Genomic DNA, 16,682 nt, shown 5'->3' on the forward strand with positions numbered 1-16,682 from the left:
ATTGTTAAAACCCTGGTGCTAACGTTGCAAATTCATACATGATTTTATTCTGACGATAGTAAAGTGATTTAAACCAAATTCGATCAATGACACCTGAATGTTTGCCTGCTAAATCATCATGTAATGTGACGAGTTGGTTTAATGTGTCATCATTTTCTGTTGCGAGCGCATGATGATGCACATAACCACGCCCTGGTCTTACGTTCGGTCCATCTTTTTCGATGACGACAAGGTCAGAGTAATATCCTTTATCATCAATTGCTACAACAGTTTGCTCACCAAATTGCGCTTTATCTTTAAAATCTAAAGTGTCCCGTAAATAGTCTAACGTTTTCTGTGCATCTGCAACGTGAATTTCAATCGGTCCTAATCCTAAAATCTGATACTCTGCTGGGATGTCATTATCGACTGGATTTTGCCATCCTTCTGGAATTACAGCATCACCATTCACCATCATGACATACGACAATGTATCTGGATCGTCAAAATAGAGTGCCGGTTGTTCCATATAACTGCCTCTTGAAATGTTTGTCGCTTTTCCTTGTAAACGTGATTCAAAGAAATCCAATGCCGCTTCATTCGGAACAAGTAGCCCTATTCTTGCAATCATATTCGTCCCTTTACGCATCGCACCAGCATTTGGAATTTCAAAAAATGTCAGTAATGTACCCGGCGTGTTTTGTTGGTCACCATAAAAGATGTGCACCATACCGTCATCATCTTGGTTGACTGTTTCTTTAGTTAAGTGTAAGCCTAATGTTTCAATATAAAATGCTTTGTTTTGATCTAAATCTTTTGTGTACATTGAGATATGATGATGTCCTGTAATGTTCACGATAATCCCTCCAGTATTAACTAACTATGATTTACATAAAGTATATTTTTTATATCTAGAGATTGCAATAGATATGATTAGGACATAGTTGGTAGGAGTATGAAGCAGACAACACCAATAATGATGATCGATAATGGAAAGACGAGTGTTTGAATAAAACGTACTTTTCGTTCTGGTAATGTTGCGCGCAAGAGCCACGTTTCAATACTAAAGTTAATCATTGTCAAAATCACTGTCAACGAAAGTAACAGGGTAAATCCATTCGGAAAATTCATCAAAAAACCTACTGAAAGCACTAACATCATAAAAAATATTGAGACCGTGATAAAGTAATTTTGTAGCATTTTAATCATCATTTTTACATCACACCCTTTTTTAGGCTTCGTTGTTATATATATTTAAACATTATTTTCGCATAACCTAATAAAAAAGTAAAACAGCTAGCAATCTTTGAGTACATCATCTTGAAATGAAAAAGAATAGACACTATCTATCGCTTTTAACGACAAGATATGTCTATTCTTTCTATCAACTATTTTGATTTTGCTGCCCAGTATTTTGCTAATATTGGTCCTGTTACTAAATGGACTATACTAAATATTGCGCCTGGTACTGCAGCTAAAGGATTAAAATGAACGGTTGCTAATGATGCGGCTAAGCCAGAGTTTTGCATACCGACCTCAATCGATACCGTTTTTTGATCAGTATAGTTTAATTTGAATAAATGCGAGAACCAAAAACCTAATAAATAACCAATCGCATTATGTATCACTACGACTAAGAAGATGAGTAGACCCGTTTGAATAATGAGTTCACGACTCCCCGCAACGACAGCACCTAGGATGACTGAAATCGCAATAACTGAAATGAGTGGTAAAATATCTTCCCCCACATGCGCCACAGGTTTAAGAAATCTTTGAATCAAAATACCTAATACTAATGGAACAAGTACAACTTTAACGACTGAAATAAGCATCGCCATAAAAGAAACATCCATCCATTCCTGTGCTAAAACAAACATTAAAAATGGTGTCATGAACGACGCAAGTACTGTTGAAATCGTTGTAATCGTCACAGACAATGGCACGTTACCTTTTGCCAAATAACTAATGACGTTGCTCGACGTACCTCCTGGACAACATCCTACTAACAGTACGCCAATCGCAATATCGGCTGGTAAATGAAATAGCTTTACGACTGCATATGCTGAAAGAGGCATAATCGTATATTGTAAAATGACCCCAATTAAAACTGCTTTCGGTTCTTTTAGGATTAATTTAAAGTCATTAACTGACACCGTTAAACCCATCCCTAACATCACAATACCTAACAAATACGGTACAAACGTTCCGAAACTTTTAAAAATATCCGGAATCAAAAATCCGGAAATACTTGCCAAAAGCATCCATAATAAAAATGTTTTAGATGCAAATCGACCTAATCGTTGTAACATGGCATTCACTCCCCAATGCAATTAATAATCAGAATATTACCATAATTAGAAGTCGTGCACAACGCTTTTTCCATAAATATATAGTTTAAATTCACATCAATCATTATCACTTTACATCTTTAGTCTTACTGAAAATACAAATGACTCGTGATACAATAAATGCAACAATATTGATAATGGGGAATTAGAATGATAATCGATAAAATAGAGACATTTATTTTAAATATAGATCATATGACAAGCCGCTTTGCCAGACGAAAATTATTAAAGCTATTACATGAAATGAACCTCCACGCTACAATTCAAATGGAATGGCTAAAACATCAGCACAATTACTTACTCAAAATTCATTTACCTAAACAAGCTTTGCCTTATTTGATTAGTTTTTTGAGCTTCCATCATTACCGTATATACCAAATCGTCCCTTTCCAATTACTTGATGCTGTTAAACCATTGCAACAACGCCCTCACGAAGAACATCGCTTTGAGTTAATGATTGATGGTTTGGACGATCTGTTCATTAAAGATAAAGTGATTGATATTTTAAACGGCTTTCAGAGCGAACGCGTGATTTATAGTTTTGCAAAAGACATTTTGAAAGTGACGACAACCGCAGAAATCATGAGTGCGTTAATTAGCACTTTAGCAACGCGCAATATTGATATTTATCATGCGAACACAGCTGCACGAAGTTTCCACAAAATGCGTATTTCGTAGTATTTCCAGCACCCTTCTTCAGTGGCATGGCGTTGATGTCATCCCACTGCTTGATTGAATGCATAAAAAACGGCACAGCGCATTTGCCTGTACCGTTTCATCTTCATCTATGATATTTATTCCATTTCAAATTCTGCTTCTAATTCACGTTGTAACACATCAAACATCAGTTCAAAACCATGTGCAGTATGGTCGTGATAAGCTTTCTTTTTCTGTTTATATTCAAGATTGGTCAATCGGCGCTCTTTAGGCACCATGCCTCGATAATGAAACGTCATCTCTGTCATACCTGGTGCGCGTTCCTCAAAATAGACTTCAATCTCATCTACGTGTTCACTAAGTTCCGGCATCTGAATCGTTTTTACAATTTGTTCGCCTTCCTTTAATGTTTGGTACGTGCCGATAACTTCAATTCGTTTGCCTTTACGTAGGTCGACAATTTGATAATGGCCACCTTCAACAGGATGATTGTCGATGATTTGATTCGTTCGGCGTGAAGTCATAAACCAGTGTATTAATTGATCAGGATCAAGCCACGCATCATACGCATTGGATGGCGACGTTTTCATCAGACGAACAAGTTTTATTTCTACCCATTCATTTTGCATATGCTTCACTTCCATTCTCCATGCTTTTCGTTCATTTCGGTTAACTTCCATTGTAACTTAAATCCATCAAGAACTAAATGAAGTTGTGTTTTCATCATTGCGTTTATCTAAAACCTCTTTAGCGATGAGAACGTAAGCGCGGCAGATTAAATAAAATGGCGATTATTCCACAAATCGCAAGCATCACAGGGTAAATGGAATAAGGCAACAACGCCACAGGTGAAATGCTCGCCACGCCTGCTGCTGCAATCAGCTGCGGACTATAGGGGATAAAACCTTGAAATGCACTGCCAAATATATCTAACAAACTCGCCGATTTTCTTGGGTCAATATCATATTCTTCTGCAATGTCTTTCGCAAGTGGGCCAGCCATAATAATTGAAATCGTATTATTTGCTGTTGAGATATCAGCAACACTGACAAGACTTGCTATGCCAAGTTCTGCACCACGTCTTGTTTTGACACGACGTTTGACGAAATTCAGTAGCCAAGTGATCCCACCATGATGTTCCACAAGCCCTATCATACCACCAATGAGCAAAGCAATCATCGCGATATCTTGCATGCTGAGTATACCTTCTGACGCCGCTTTTAATAGACCGCCTAAGTTAAATGAGCCATCGATTAAACCAATCAGAGACGACAACAGAATCCCACCTAACAAGACTAACACGACATTGATACCAATGACCGCCAAAATCAACACGAGTAAGTACGGAATCACTTTCACCCACTCAAAGTCATATGTTTTCGTTTGCGTCACATCATAACCATGCGTCAGCCACCATAAAATGATGATCGTGATGATTGCTCCCGGCACAACGATACGAAAGTTGACTTTAAATTTATCGCTCATTTGCGTCTTTTGCGTTCGAACTGCGGCAATCGTTGTGTCCGAAATCATGGATAAGTTATCACCAAACATGGCACCTCCAACGACTGTGGCCATCGCAAGTGCAGCTGGTATTTCAATTGCTTCACTAATACCGAAACCGACTGGGGCAATCGCTGCAACGGTTCCAACAGAAGTTCCCATTGAAATAGAAATGAACATACAAATGATAAAAAGTCCGACGATGAGGAAGTTTTGCGGGATAAATGATAACCCTAAATTGACAATAGAGGTCACACCCCCCATTGCTTCAGTTGTTTTTGAAAAGGCTCCTGCCAATAAAAAGATAAACATCATTAGCACAATGTTGGCATGGCCTGCCTGACGTGCAAAAACTTCTACTTTTGACGCAAATGTCTCCTGTCGATTCATCATTAATGCCACAACAACACCAATGATTGCCGCAACATTTAATGGCATAAAAGTAAAGTCTTTCGTGATGATGCCGGCACCTAAAAAGATACTGATAAATACGACTAGCGGAATGAGCGCCCATGGACTACTGTGCTCATGCTCTTGTTTTAACATATATAATCTCCTTAACGAAAAGCCTATCCTTTCAATATGATGTGCTTTCCTTCACTTAATTTTTATATCTTTTATAAAAACAAAAAGTCATTACATGTGAATTATTGAATTTTACTGTTAAACAATACATGAAAACCGTGTGACCGTCAACGACTTAAATAGTTATCCCATAAACGTTGGATGAAAGCTATAAAATATTCAGGTACCTTGTCTAAAATTTGTTCGTTCGGTTGGAATTGTTCGTGGTGAAGCGGATATTCACTGTCCGAGCCAATCATCGCAAAATGAACAGGTGCCACAGCTTGGTAGCCCGAAAAGTCCTCACCAATCGTCAATGCTCGTGGTAACACTTTTGCTTGATAACCAACAGCTTGAGCCACTTCTAACGCCATATGTTGTAACGATTCATCATTGACGACAGAGGCAGTTAAACGGTGATAATCCAAATCTATTTTCACATTAAATTGCTTTTCTAAGCCTTCACAAATCTGTGTCATTCTTTCTTCAACTTGATCTCGAATTTCTGCTTTAAAACTGCGGACTGTCCCTTCTACCATGGCTTCTTGTGGGATAACATTCCACGTGTGACCGCTATGAATTTGACCGATTGTAACGACAGCTTTATCATAAGGCGCAAGATTACGACTTACGATGGTTTGTAAACTTGAAATGAGTTGAGCTAAAACGATTTGTGGGTCTATCGAATTATGTGGCATAGCCGCATGTGCCCCACGACCTTGAATGCGAATATTGAAACGATCTACATTCGACGTTAAATGCCCTGCCTTTGCTCGCCATTCACCAACTTTTAACGTTGGATCATTATGAAAACCAAGTATCGCTAACGCACCATCTAATGCGCCTGTTTGGACTATTGTAGGTGCCCCATCTCCGGTTTCTTCGGCAGACTGAAAGATGATACGGACGCGCCCTGGTAGTTCTGATTCCATCTCTTTTAATTTCACTGCTGTACCGAGCATCGATGTCATATGAATATCATGACCACAGGCGTGCATCACATTATCATTTTGCGATTGATATGCTACATTTGTTTTTTCATGAATCGGAAGCGCATCGATATCTGCACGAATGGCAAGCAAGTCTTCTCCTGCACCGACTTCTGCAATGAGCCCCACCTTTAATGGTAGATCGAGTATTCGAATATCGTGATTTTCTAAAATTTCACGTATTCGTGCTGTTGTTTGAAATTCTTCATTTGAAAGTTCTGGATTTTGATGAAACCATCTTCTCCACGCAATCAGTTGATTTAAATCAGCTGCCATGTTGATCCCTTCCTTTTCGATATTTTTGAATTCGTTGATAACTATAATAAACCGCTGTGCCTACAAATACCCCGAGTGCTAAATTATGTGCGATGACAATTAATAGAAAAGTAATGAGCATCATCATGAATTCTGACCAACGTCGCTCGACAATATATCTCAACGTTTGACGATCAAAAGCGTTCATCGCAATACGTGTCAATACGATGGCTAAAACGACCATCGGAATGCTGCCTACAAGAGGACTTAATACGAATAAAAATAACAACATTACGATCCCTGCTACCAAAGTTGAAAGTCGTGATGTTGCACCTAATTTAATATTATATTTAGACTGTCCGACTAGCGCGCTTCCCGCAAGTCCTCCAAACAAACTAATGATGCAATTTGTGAGCCCTTGTCCGAATGATTCACGATTGAGACTGCTAGAAGTGGCTGTCAATTGATCAACCATTCGTGCTGTCAAACTCGTTTGAATCGTTGCAACAATTGCTAACATTAAACCAAAAAAGATGAGTTCTACAGCCATCCATCCTGTTAAATCAACGTGAGGCAGCCCCATCATCGGTATTTCGAGATGAATACGTGCTAAATCTTGGACCTCTATTAAATCCGCATGAAATATTTTAGCTGCTATCGATAACACTACAATCAAAATGAGTGCAGCTGGGATACGCTCGGTTATGTATGGGATTAAAAATATCATGATTAAGCTGAGTATTGCAAAAAGATACGTCCAGAGATTATGTCCAAAAATATGTTTCAATTGCGAAGTGAATAATAAATAAGCTAACGCATTCATAAATCCAACGACAACGGGTACTGGAATTTGATGTATGGCTTTATCTACACGACAAAATGCGAATATGATTTGAAAGACGCCCATGACAAGCATTGCTGCAATGAGCATCTGCTGACCGTACATCGAAGTGATAATTACAGCAACAATGGAAACGCCACTACTCGGTGCCGAAACCATTAATGTGCGTGATCCTAAAAAGCTGATACCTATGAGCATGAGCGCGGTACTGAATATGCCGACTGTCGGGCTGACGCCTGCGATGAATGCGAATGCGATGGCACCTGGCATCATGGCTAAAGCGACAAGCAAGCCAGCTGTGATGTTTTGGAAAGTGTGTCCTTTCCAACTTGTGAGGTAATTTTGGATTGTGTGACCCATCCGCCTCTCCCCCGAATCCCCTTTTATTTCATTATATTATATCAAAGCAATCGGGTTTTGTTGATTATTTTAGGTTTTGCGTGATGGTTTTGTTTTTGGAGCATACTATGACATTGACAATAATAAAACAGAGCATCTAACGATTGCTTCTACCATTCTCCCTTTCCCAGGGGACTTGCCTCAACTAAATTTGGCTTGATTAAAGGATACATTTGTTGGAAGCCAAATTGGATTTTCGGCTGCGTCTTGTTCCCTCGGGAGTGTCGAATGGTTTTTGCAATCTTATTTTGTCCTCGTTTATTGATAACAATGGCTTAATACATTTCATCTCGCTTTTGGGGGCGGTGATATACAGGGGGAAGCTTGCACAGTTCTTGAAATCTTATTTTTGTCCTCGTTCATTGATATCAGTGGCTTAATACATTCCATCTCGCTTTTTGGGGTGGTGGTATACGGAGGGTGGCTTTCACAGTTCTTACAATCTTAATTGTATCCTCGTTTATTGATGACAATGGCTTAATACATTCCATCTCGCTTTTTGGGGTGGTGGTATACGGAGGGTGGCTTTCACAGTTCTTGCAATATTAATTGTATCCTCGTTTATTGATAACAATGGCTTAATACATTTCATCTCGCTTTTGGGGGCGGTGATATACAGGGGGAAGCTTGCACAGTTCTTAAAATCTTATTTTTGTCCTCGCTCAATGACATCAGTGGCTCAATACATTTCATCTCGCTTTTGGGGTGGTGGTATACGGAGAGTGGCTTGCATAGTTCTTGCAATCTTATTTTGTCCTCGTTTATTGATATCCATGGCTTAATACATTTCATCTCGCTTTTTGGGGTGGTGATATACGGAGGGTGGCTTGTCCAGTTCTTGCAATCTTATTTTTGTCCTCGTTCAATGACATCAGTGGCTCATTAAAAACTATCATGCTTTTTAGGGAGACGATATGACTCCAACCTATTCATCTTATTTATGCACTGTAGAAAAAAGATGAAGCGGCGTGCACCTCTTTTTCAAGGCCCTACGCCGCTTCTGTTCATTTATTTATGCATTTGTTAATAATCCCGGTTGACGGTCAACGATGACACGTCCGTTTTGAATGACTTTTTCAACGTGATTCACACCGTAATGATAAGGAATGTATTCATGATTTGGTGCGCGCCAAATGACGATATTGGCATCATCGCCTTCGTTGATTGTACCCGCGTCCACGTCGATAGCTTTCGCTGCATTGACTGTGACTGCGTTCCAAATTTCAGCTGGTGATAATTTTAATTTTAATGCTGCAATCGCCATGACCATTTGTAAATTGTTTGTCACACAGCTCCCTGGGTTATAGTCCGTCGCAATTGCAATGGCACCATTGTTGTCTAACATACCTCTTGCGTCTGCATAACTTTCTTTGTCCAAGTAGAATGTTGTACCTGGTAATAATACCGCCACCGTATCTGAATCTTTTAAGTTGGCTTTGTCTTTGTCACTTGAAGCAACGAGGTGGTCCGCAGAAATTGCCTCTTCCTCAATCGCTAAGCCTAAGCCACCTAATGGATCGATTTCATCAGCATGAATTTTCACCCTTAAGCCGAGTGCTTTGGCTGCTTCCATATAACGTTTGGACTCTTCTAATGTAAACACGCCTGTCTCACAGAAAATATCTGCAAAGTCTGCGTATTTTTGAGCTTCTGGTAATAAATCAATCATCTCTTGTAAGAAGTCAGCTTGTGATGAAGCCTCTTTTGGAATGGCGTGCGGCCCTAAAAATGTGTGACGCATTTTTAAGCCGTATTTTTCTTCTAATCGTTTAGATACACGTAACTGCTTTAATTCATTTTCTTTGTTTAAGCCATAACCACTTTTACTTTCAACCGCTAAGACACCATGATGTATCATCGTTAATAAATCATACTCAGCCTTGTTGAAGAGTTCATCTTCAGTTGCTTGGCGTGTCGCTTCTACCGTAGATAAAATGCCGCCACCTGATTCAAGTATTTCTAAATATGATTTGCCTTGTCGTTTTAAAGCCATTTCATGTTCGCGTGAGCCCCCGTGCACTAAATGGGTATGTGCATCTACAAGTGCGGGTGAGACAACACGGTCAGATGCGTCGATCGTTTCACGTGCTTCATAGTCTTCTGTATATGGCCCTGCATAAACAATTTTTCCTTCGTGTACTACGACTGTACCATTTTTCACGACATTTAATTCATCTAAGTCTTTCCCTTTTAAAGGGCGTTCAGTTGATACAGGTAAAATCAATTCTTTAATATTTTGAATCAGTAAATCATAAGTCATTCTGTTTCTACCTCCTTAGTTAACATAGGAATATCAACGCCACGTGTTTTCGCAGTTTCAATCGCTTTTTCGTAGCCCGCATCTGCATGTCTCACTACACCCATACCCGGATCCGTTGTTAATACACGTCCTAATCTTCTGTCAGCACGTTCTGAACCATCAGCAACAACGACCATACCAGCGTGTAAAGAATAGCCCATACCTACACCGCCACCATGGTGTACTGAAATCCATGAACCGCCCGCTGCTGTGTTAATTAATGCATTTAAAATCGCCCAGTCCCCTACAGCATCTGAACCATCCAACATCGACTCTGTTTCACGGTTTGGTGATGCTACTGAACCTGAATCTAGATGGTCACGACCGATAACAATAGGTGCAGAAATTTCGCCATTACGGACGAGTTCATTAAGCGCTAAGCCCATTTTTGCACGTTCGCCATAACCGAGCCACGCGATTCTTGACGGTAAGCCTTGGAATGCGATTTTTTCACTTGCCATGTCTAACCAGCGCATTAATTTTTCATCTTCAGGGAATAATTCACGCATTAATTGGTCCGCACGTTCGATGTCTTTTGGATCCCCAGACAATGCAGCAAAACGGAATGGACCTTTACCTTCACAGAATAATGGACGAATGTATGCTGGTACGAAGCCAGGGAAATCAAACGCATTTTCTAACCCTTCATCAAATGCAACTTGTCTGATGTTATTCCCATAGTCGAATGCCACTGCACCATTTTTTTGGAATTGTAACATCGCTTCAACATGTTTTTTCATTGATTGTTTTGATAATGTGACATATTTTGCAGGATCACTTTCTCGTAATGCAGCTGCTTCTTCTAAACTATATCCTTCAGGCACGTAACCATTAAGCGGGTCGTGTGCAGAGGTTTGGTCTGTCACGATATCAATTTTGAAGCCACGTTTTAAAATTTCATGATGCACTTCTGCAGCATTACCAACTAATCCAATAGCGAGTGCACGCCCTTCTTTTTTCGCTTGTTCCGCTTTTTCTAACGCTTCATCTAATGAATGTGTAATCGTGTCACAATAGCGTGTATCAATACGTTTTTGAATACGTGTAGGGTCCACATCTACACCGATAACAACGCCGCCATTCATCGTCACAGCAAGTGGTTGCGCACCACCCATACCGCCTAATCCAGCCGTTAAAGTAATTGTGCCTTTTAATGACCCATCAAAATGTTGGTTCGCTAACTCTGCAAATGTCTCGTATGTACCTTGGACAATCCCTTGTGAACCAATATAAATCCAACTTCCCGCTGTCATTTGTCCGTACATCATTAATCCTTTTTTATCTAACTCATGGAAATGCTCCCATGTTGCCCATTTCGGTACAAGCACTGAGTTCGACAAAAGCACACGTGGCGCTTCTTCATGCGTTTTAAATACAGCGACCGGTTTACCTGATTGCACTAACATTGTCTCATCATTTTCTAAGCGGCGTAATGTATTCACAATCGCATCAAATGCTTCCCAGTTACGTGCTGCTTTACCGATACCTCCGTACACGACAAGACGTTCAGGATGTTCAGCTACTTCAGGATCTAAGTTGTTGTATAACATTCGTAAAACCGCTTCTTGTTCCCAACCTTTACATTCGATTTCTAAACCTTTTTTTGCTTGGATATTTCTTACCATAAGACTTCTCCCCTTCATTTAAAAAATAATTAGACTTAACGGAATTGTAATTAATAATGTTAATGTCACACGCACAAACCAAATCAATAACAATTGCCAAATCGGCACTTTAATTTCTGTTGCTAAAATACATGGTACAAGTGCTGAAAAGAAAATAATGGCTGATACACTCGTGATTGCAACGACAAACTTGACTTCGATCGTTGCTTTAACGACAAGTAATGACGGTAAAAACATTTCAATGACCGATATAGCAGATGCATTTGCTAATAACGCTTTTTCTGCAATCGGGAAAATATAAATAAATGGATAGAAAATGTAACTCAGTATGTCAATCACGGGTGTAAAGTTCGCTAACAACAAACCGATAAAACCAATAGACAAAATAGACGGTAAGATAGCCACTGTCATTTCGAGGCCTTCAGCAAAATGTGTCCACATATTTTTAAACAATGGTGTTGCTTGATGTGATTGTCTTTTCACTGCGAGCCATGCTTGTTGAATGCGTGTGCCTTCTTCTTTAGGTTTTGCTGGTGGTTGTTGATTGTTATAGTACGCTTTCGACGCTTTTGAAATCGGTGGCAAATAAGTTGAAATTGCAGTGACAACAAATGTGATCACTAAACAACTCCAGAAATACAAATTCCAATGCGCCATTAAATCAAGTGTCCGTGCCACGATGACCATAAATGTTGCCGATACTGTTGAAAATCCTGTCGCAATGATTAATGCTTCTCTGTAGTTATATACACCTTGTTTGTACACGCGATTCGTAATTAACAGACCGAGTGAATAACTGCCTACAAAAGAAGCGACCGCATCAATCGCGGATTCACCTGGCGTATTAAACACTTTACGCATCACAGGCTGCATCAATACCCCGATAAACTCCAACAGACCATAACCCACTAACAATGATAAGGCGATGGCACCGACCGGAATTAAAATACTCAGTGGCAACATCAACTTATCAAACAAAAACGGTCCATATTGGGCTTCAAATAATATTTTTGGTCCGATATGAAATACGTACATGACGCCGATTACGGCCCCCAATACTTTTGCCACAACGATCACAAAATCTGTCTTTGTTTTTCGATAGTCTTTGCGATAGATGGGTAAGATAGCGCCTATTAAAATCATGACTAAAGCAATATAAGGCATCACATTTTTGAGACCTGCACGTATTGCTAAATGAACATGATCGACAATAATCGTTTGCACCCCGTTAATTTGAAAAGGTACAAAGAAACATATCACACCTATCAAACTTAAAACCCAAAAGCGCCACATCTGGTTACCTTTAACAGTTTGATGCTTCATCCCACATTTCTCCCCCTTTGAACTGTGAATCCTACACAAAATAATGATTGTTCCCCTTAGCTTTGCATTAATTCTCATTATTCTGTCATTTAACCATATGCTGTTACTAACTAACTTCATTGTAATATGCTAAGCTATTAATAACTAATATAAATAAACTAATCACTTATAGTTTCAACTTATAATAAGGAGGCCATCATGAAAGTTATACAGCTGGAATACTTTATCGAAATCGTACATCAAAATAGTTTCACTAAAGCTGCGCAAGCCTTACACATTAGCCAACCTTCTTTGACTGCAACAATTAAAAAAATGGAAAACGATTTAGGCTATCAACTGTTAAAAAGAACGACAAAAGAAATTTCAATCACAGAAAAAGGGATTCAGTTTTATAACGAAGCCATTGAGCTAGTAAAACATTATCATCAGTCCATCGAAAAAATGTATGATTTGAAAATGAGTCAAACACCTAAAATTAAAATGGCAATTATTGAATCCACTGCGCGTTGGGTTTCGACTGTCATACAAACCCATCAGAATTCACATCCAGAACAACATTATCAAATCACTGAAATATTGGATCCTCACCAATTAGCTCAAAAATTGATCAACTTTGATATTCATTTAGGCTTGTCGAACGACCAAATTCGACACGATGGTATTATCTCGCTTCCTTTATATCAAGAAGATTATGTCGTTCTCGCACCACAGAATGCCTTTGGAAATCAAAAATCAGTGTCGATCAAAAATTTGCCACTCATCGTCCCAAACCGTGGCTATCAAGTTCGTAAACATCTCGATGACTATTTTACGCGTTTGGATGAACGCCCCCATATTATTATGGAAGTTGACCGATTTGAAGCAGCGACTAACTTCGTACACCAGGGGATGGGCTTTGCGGTCATTCCACAAATGTATTATCAGTCTTACTCTACATTCCAACTGAGTGCCATTAAGATTCGACCAAATATAAAAAGAACAATCTATCTGAATTACTCAAAAAAACGTGAATATAATCAACACGTCTTTGATTTAGTCGATGCATGTTGCCAATATTGGAACGTCAAATGGAAAGGCTAACAAATTGTGGTGGAGATGAAAAGAAAGGCGTAACACGAGGAAGTTCAAATGTGAGAGAAATTTTCGGGCAATACGGAGAAAAGCCATATAAAGATTGGCCTTTTTGCCTATATATTGATATCGTGCTTTTAGGTAGAGCTTTGAATAATATAACAAATTAATGAACGTTAAAGCATAATCAATCCATCACCTTTTCCCATCCCCCCCCTACCTTGATATAGCGGTTTTGTTTTGGGGTGAGAGGTCAAACGTAAAAATGTTAACCAAGCGCAATACGATTGCAAGAACTGGGCAAGACTCCTGTTGAAGAATCAGCACAGCCCAGTTCAAGCAATCGATAAATTGTCCATCTTTTTCTTATAAAATGAATCAGGATGTATCAAAACAAAAAACACCCCTATCTCAAGAGGTGTTCTTCAACCAAACTATTTATCTTCCTTTTCTACTGTTTCATCAGATACGGTTTCATTTTCTTTGTCAGTTACGATCTTATTTTTCTCTTCAGCCACAGTCTCATTTTCTTTCTGAGATACTGCTACATGGTTTTCTTCTGATTCAACTTCTTCAGTCGTTGCATCCATCATCATTGGTGTATCATCATCTTCCCCTTTTTTACGAGGTGAAAATAAACGCATGATTAAACCTAATACAACTACTACAATAGCGACACCAGCTGTTGAATAAGCCAATACCTTCATGGAAAAGACATCTCCAATTTCTTCACTGAAAAAGAACACTTTTGCAAACGTCATACTTGCATGAAATAGTGTAGCCACGTAAATTGAACGTCCACCTGTTCCACGGACTAATTCACCTGCAATCATCGAAAAAGCAAAGACGTAAATCGCACTGTACATCGTGTATGGCATACCAAAAGCTGTATTGACGTCCCAAACTAAATACAACATACTGACGACAATATTTGAGAAGAAGTGTGGTAATTTCGTCTCAACCATGTTTAAAAGATAAGAACGAAATCCGAATTCAATGAAAAATGCCATCAATAAATGACCTATTAAAATGGTCCAAATTGTTTCGGATAAATCTTTAGACTGCAATAAAATAAAGCTGTCGGCGTACGTATTAAAGCTGTACATGCCAATCATAAAAATGATGAGTGGCAACGTAAAAGCAATCAACAGTCGCTCAATCACTTTTAAATTAATCGTAAGTTTTAAACCAGCGAGTTGTTCTTTTTTATTTTTAAATATTAATATACAAAATACTGCTGCGATAAATGGGCCCAATGCATTTAAAGAAAATACAAATGATTTGAATCCCGACGCTTTTTGAAAATCCTGTAAAATGATAGGCGTTGCATAGGATAAGATAAAAAACACAAAAATCGTCAATGCCCACTGAAAGCCAGAGATACGCGTTCGATTCATAATAAATCCTCCATATTAAACAATCACTATTAATGTTCGTATGCATGAGGTGGTCCAGTTAAGGTTCGTACTGTTAATGTCTGTTGGACGAATATCAAGTCATAGAATCTATGGTACATTATAACCATTTATGGAATAGAAATAAATTAGTAGCTGTTAAATATCATTGAATTGTAATATAAGCGAGATAATTTGTAGAACGTTTTCAAAAATAAAAGTGATAAAATCAAGCATATCAATCGCTGAAACACCCAGATGCATAGCGTAAGCGAAAAAACAGAGCGTTTGTTCCTCTTGTAAATAAAAGCGCTTACTTTTTTCTTGGAATTTATGTTCTAAAAATAGTAGCATGGAAGTGACACATGGGTTATCACTATATGTAAGTGCATATGAAAGGGGTCCAATTTATGTATCAAAAACCGAACCAAACATTGTGGACAGGTCGTCTAGACAGTGAGACAGACCACCAAGCATTTCGTCATTTTCAAACTGTCCAATTTATCGATCTTGAAAACGAAGCACCTCAACATGGAGACATCGCGTTATTGGGATATGCAATTGATGAAGGTGTAAGGTTGAATAAAGGTCGTGTTGGCGCAAAAGAAGGCCCAGACGCGATTAAACGTGCCTTTGCTGGATTGCCCGCTTCGACAGACTTAAGCATTTTAGAATATGGCAATTGGACACACTCTGCCAATGACTTAATGACATCTCAACAAGCTTTTGGTCACTCTGTTGCACAGTTATTACGTCATCATCAACGTACATTTTTGTTAGGAGGTGGACATGATATTGCCTACGCACAATATCTCGGTGTGCGTGAAGCCTATCCTGGGCAATCGATTGGTGTGATTAATATTGATGCACATTTTGACAATCGACAAGAAGATTTCTCTACGTCAGGGACAAGTTTTCATCAAATGTTAACTGAAGATGACAATTTAGATTATTTCGTATTAGGTATTCAACGTACAAGTAATACCCAAGCACTGTTTGATTACGCTGACAAAACGAATACGCAATACGTCCTTGCAGAAGAGTTAACGGGGCAAATATGTCCACCAGTCAAAGATAAACTCGATCGTTTTATCAATGAACATGATGTTATTTTATTTACAATATGTATGGATGTTATTGATAGTGCGTATGCCCCTGGCGTCAGTGCAAATGCGGTCCTAGGGCTCACCCCTTACACTGTTTTAGAACTCGGACGTCGCATTTTACAATCTGACAAAGTCACATCAATCAGTATTGCAGAAACCAATCCAACGTATGATGTCGATCAACGTACGGCAAAGCTGGCTGCACACTTTTTAGGACATTTTATCCATTGTTCCTGAAATACTAAAGCTGCAGGTGTTCATTTCGATGTCAGTGTATAACTTTGATAATACTTAGAGTAAAAGCTGGGATGACAATGACGTTATCCCAG

General features: G+C 38.9%; 15 protein-coding genes. 4 read left to right on the forward strand and 11 right to left on the reverse strand.

Annotated elements, in window-relative coordinates; genetic code table 11:
- Positions 1–4 precede the first annotated feature (4 nt).
- The 3 genes from CD138_RS00140 to CD138_RS00150 form a co-directional block, all read right to left on the reverse strand.
- Positions 5–835, reverse strand: a complete 831-nt coding sequence (locus tag CD138_RS00140) for a VOC family protein (protein WP_019169622.1) — start codon at positions 833–835, stop codon at positions 5–7.
- A 77-nt stretch (positions 836–912) separates the two neighbouring features.
- Entirely contained in the window at positions 913–1,110 is a 198-nt protein-coding gene (locus CD138_RS00145; protein WP_238310460.1) for a hypothetical protein, read from the reverse strand.
- Between the two features lie 257 nt (positions 1,111–1,367).
- Positions 1,368–2,288 (reverse strand): bile acid:sodium symporter family protein, encoded by a 921-nt coding sequence (locus CD138_RS00150; protein ID WP_019169620.1) that lies wholly within the window; start codon positions 2,286–2,288, stop codon positions 1,368–1,370.
- 189 nt (positions 2,289–2,477) lie between these two features.
- Here CD138_RS00150 and CD138_RS00155 point away from each other — a divergent pair, with 189 nt between their 5' ends.
- Positions 2,478–3,005 (forward strand): hypothetical protein, encoded by a 528-nt coding sequence (locus CD138_RS00155; RefSeq protein ID WP_019169619.1) that lies wholly within the window; start codon positions 2,478–2,480, stop codon positions 3,003–3,005.
- A gap of 116 nt (positions 3,006–3,121) precedes the next feature.
- Here CD138_RS00155 and CD138_RS00160 read toward each other — a convergent pair whose 3' ends face one another.
- The 7 genes from CD138_RS00160 to CD138_RS00190 form a co-directional block, all read right to left on the reverse strand.
- On the reverse strand, positions 3,122–3,628 hold the full coding sequence (locus tag CD138_RS00160) for an SRPBCC family protein (protein WP_174700861.1): 507 nt from the start codon (positions 3,626–3,628) through the stop codon (positions 3,122–3,124).
- 103 nt (positions 3,629–3,731) lie between these two features.
- A complete protein-coding gene (locus CD138_RS00165; protein WP_019169616.1) occupies positions 3,732–5,033 on the reverse strand; it encodes a Na+/H+ antiporter NhaC family protein in 1,302 nt (433 codons plus the stop codon).
- A gap of 146 nt (positions 5,034–5,179) precedes the next feature.
- Positions 5,180–6,316, reverse strand: coding sequence for a M20 peptidase aminoacylase family protein (locus tag CD138_RS00170; protein WP_019169615.1), 1,137 nt, complete (start codon positions 6,314–6,316; stop codon positions 5,180–5,182).
- Positions 6,306–7,496 carry a SulP family inorganic anion transporter gene (locus CD138_RS00175; RefSeq protein WP_019169614.1) on the reverse strand — a complete coding sequence of 397 codons (1,191 nt, stop codon included), beginning with the start codon at positions 7,494–7,496 and terminating at the stop codon, positions 6,306–6,308. The genes CD138_RS00170 and CD138_RS00175 overlap by 11 nt, the downstream gene beginning before the upstream one ends.
- A 1,051-nt stretch (positions 7,497–8,547) precedes the next feature.
- On the reverse strand, positions 8,548–9,795 hold the full coding sequence (gene hutI, locus CD138_RS00180) for an imidazolonepropionase (protein ID WP_019169613.1): 1,248 nt from the start codon (positions 9,793–9,795) through the stop codon (positions 8,548–8,550).
- On the reverse strand, positions 9,792–11,459 hold the full coding sequence (hutU, locus tag CD138_RS00185) for a urocanate hydratase (protein ID WP_019169612.1): 1,668 nt from the start codon (positions 11,457–11,459) through the stop codon (positions 9,792–9,794). Before hutU ends, hutI begins: the two co-directional genes overlap by 4 nt.
- 18 nt (positions 11,460–11,477) lie before the next feature.
- The gene (locus CD138_RS00190) at positions 11,478–12,782 is read right to left on the reverse strand and encodes a YjiH family protein (RefSeq protein ID WP_019169611.1); all 1,305 of its coding nucleotides are present in this window, start codon (positions 12,780–12,782) and stop codon (positions 11,478–11,480) included.
- A gap of 198 nt (positions 12,783–12,980) precedes the next feature.
- Between CD138_RS00190 and CD138_RS00195 the strand changes: the two genes are divergently transcribed.
- Both CD138_RS00195 and CD138_RS14100 read left to right on the forward strand, forming a co-directional pair.
- Positions 12,981–13,862: a LysR family transcriptional regulator gene (locus CD138_RS00195; RefSeq protein WP_019169610.1), complete on the forward strand. Its 882-nt coding sequence runs from the start codon at positions 12,981–12,983 to the stop codon at positions 13,860–13,862.
- Positions 13,850–14,023 (forward strand): hypothetical protein, encoded by a 174-nt coding sequence (locus CD138_RS14100; RefSeq protein WP_019169609.1) that lies wholly within the window; start codon positions 13,850–13,852, stop codon positions 14,021–14,023. The genes CD138_RS00195 and CD138_RS14100 overlap by 13 nt, the downstream gene beginning before the upstream one ends.
- 264 nt (positions 14,024–14,287) lie before the next feature.
- Here the strand turns inward: CD138_RS14100 and sdpC are convergent, their stop codons facing one another.
- Positions 14,288–15,250, reverse strand: a complete 963-nt coding sequence (gene sdpC / locus CD138_RS00200) for a peptidoglycan release complex CPBP-like subunit SdpC (protein WP_019169608.1) — start codon at positions 15,248–15,250, stop codon at positions 14,288–14,290.
- Between the two features lie 407 nt (positions 15,251–15,657).
- Between sdpC and hutG the strand changes: the two genes are divergently transcribed.
- Positions 15,658–16,590 carry a formimidoylglutamase gene (hutG, locus tag CD138_RS00210; protein ID WP_019169606.1) on the forward strand — a complete coding sequence of 311 codons (933 nt, stop codon included), beginning with the start codon at positions 15,658–15,660 and terminating at the stop codon, positions 16,588–16,590.
- The last annotated feature ends 92 nt before the right edge of the window (positions 16,591–16,682 follow it).

Origin of the sequence: Staphylococcus intermedius NCTC 11048, assembly GCF_002902385.1 — a bacterium.
In the GTDB taxonomy this organism is placed as follows: domain Bacteria; phylum Bacillota; class Bacilli; order Staphylococcales; family Staphylococcaceae; genus Staphylococcus; species Staphylococcus intermedius.

Bases quoted from the DNA above. Each gene is read 5' to 3' on its own strand.
- CD138_RS14100 (WP_019169609.1), top strand. From the start codon at position 13,850: ATGGAAAGGCTAACAAATTGTGGTGGAGATGAAAAGAAAGGCGTAACA.
- CD138_RS00150 (WP_019169620.1), bottom strand. From the start codon at position 2,288: ATGTTACAACGATTAGGTCGATTTGCATCTAAAACATTTTTATTATGG.
- CD138_RS00170 (WP_019169615.1), bottom strand. From the start codon at position 6,316: ATGGCAGCTGATTTAAATCAACTGATTGCGTGGAGAAGATGGTTTCAT.
- CD138_RS00160 (WP_174700861.1), bottom strand. From the start codon at position 3,628: ATGGAAGTGAAGCATATGCAAAATGAATGGGTAGAAATAAAACTTGTT.
- hutG (WP_019169606.1), top strand. From the start codon at position 15,658: ATGTATCAAAAACCGAACCAAACATTGTGGACAGGTCGTCTAGACAGT.
- CD138_RS00195 (WP_019169610.1), top strand. From the start codon at position 12,981: ATGAAAGTTATACAGCTGGAATACTTTATCGAAATCGTACATCAAAAT.
- CD138_RS00175 (WP_019169614.1), bottom strand. From the start codon at position 7,496: ATGGGTCACACAATCCAAAATTACCTCACAAGTTGGAAAGGACACACT.
- CD138_RS00165 (WP_019169616.1), bottom strand. From the start codon at position 5,033: ATGTTAAAACAAGAGCATGAGCACAGTAGTCCATGGGCGCTCATTCCG.
- CD138_RS00155 (WP_019169619.1), top strand. From the start codon at position 2,478: ATGATAATCGATAAAATAGAGACATTTATTTTAAATATAGATCATATG.
- CD138_RS00190 (WP_019169611.1), bottom strand. From the start codon at position 12,782: ATGAAGCATCAAACTGTTAAAGGTAACCAGATGTGGCGCTTTTGGGTT.
- sdpC (WP_019169608.1), bottom strand. From the start codon at position 15,250: ATGAATCGAACGCGTATCTCTGGCTTTCAGTGGGCATTGACGATTTTT.
- hutU (WP_019169612.1), bottom strand. From the start codon at position 11,459: ATGGTAAGAAATATCCAAGCAAAAAAAGGTTTAGAAATCGAATGTAAA.
- CD138_RS00145 (WP_238310460.1), bottom strand. From the start codon at position 1,110: ATGAATTTTCCGAATGGATTTACCCTGTTACTTTCGTTGACAGTGATT.
- hutI (WP_019169613.1), bottom strand. From the start codon at position 9,795: ATGACTTATGATTTACTGATTCAAAATATTAAAGAATTGATTTTACCT.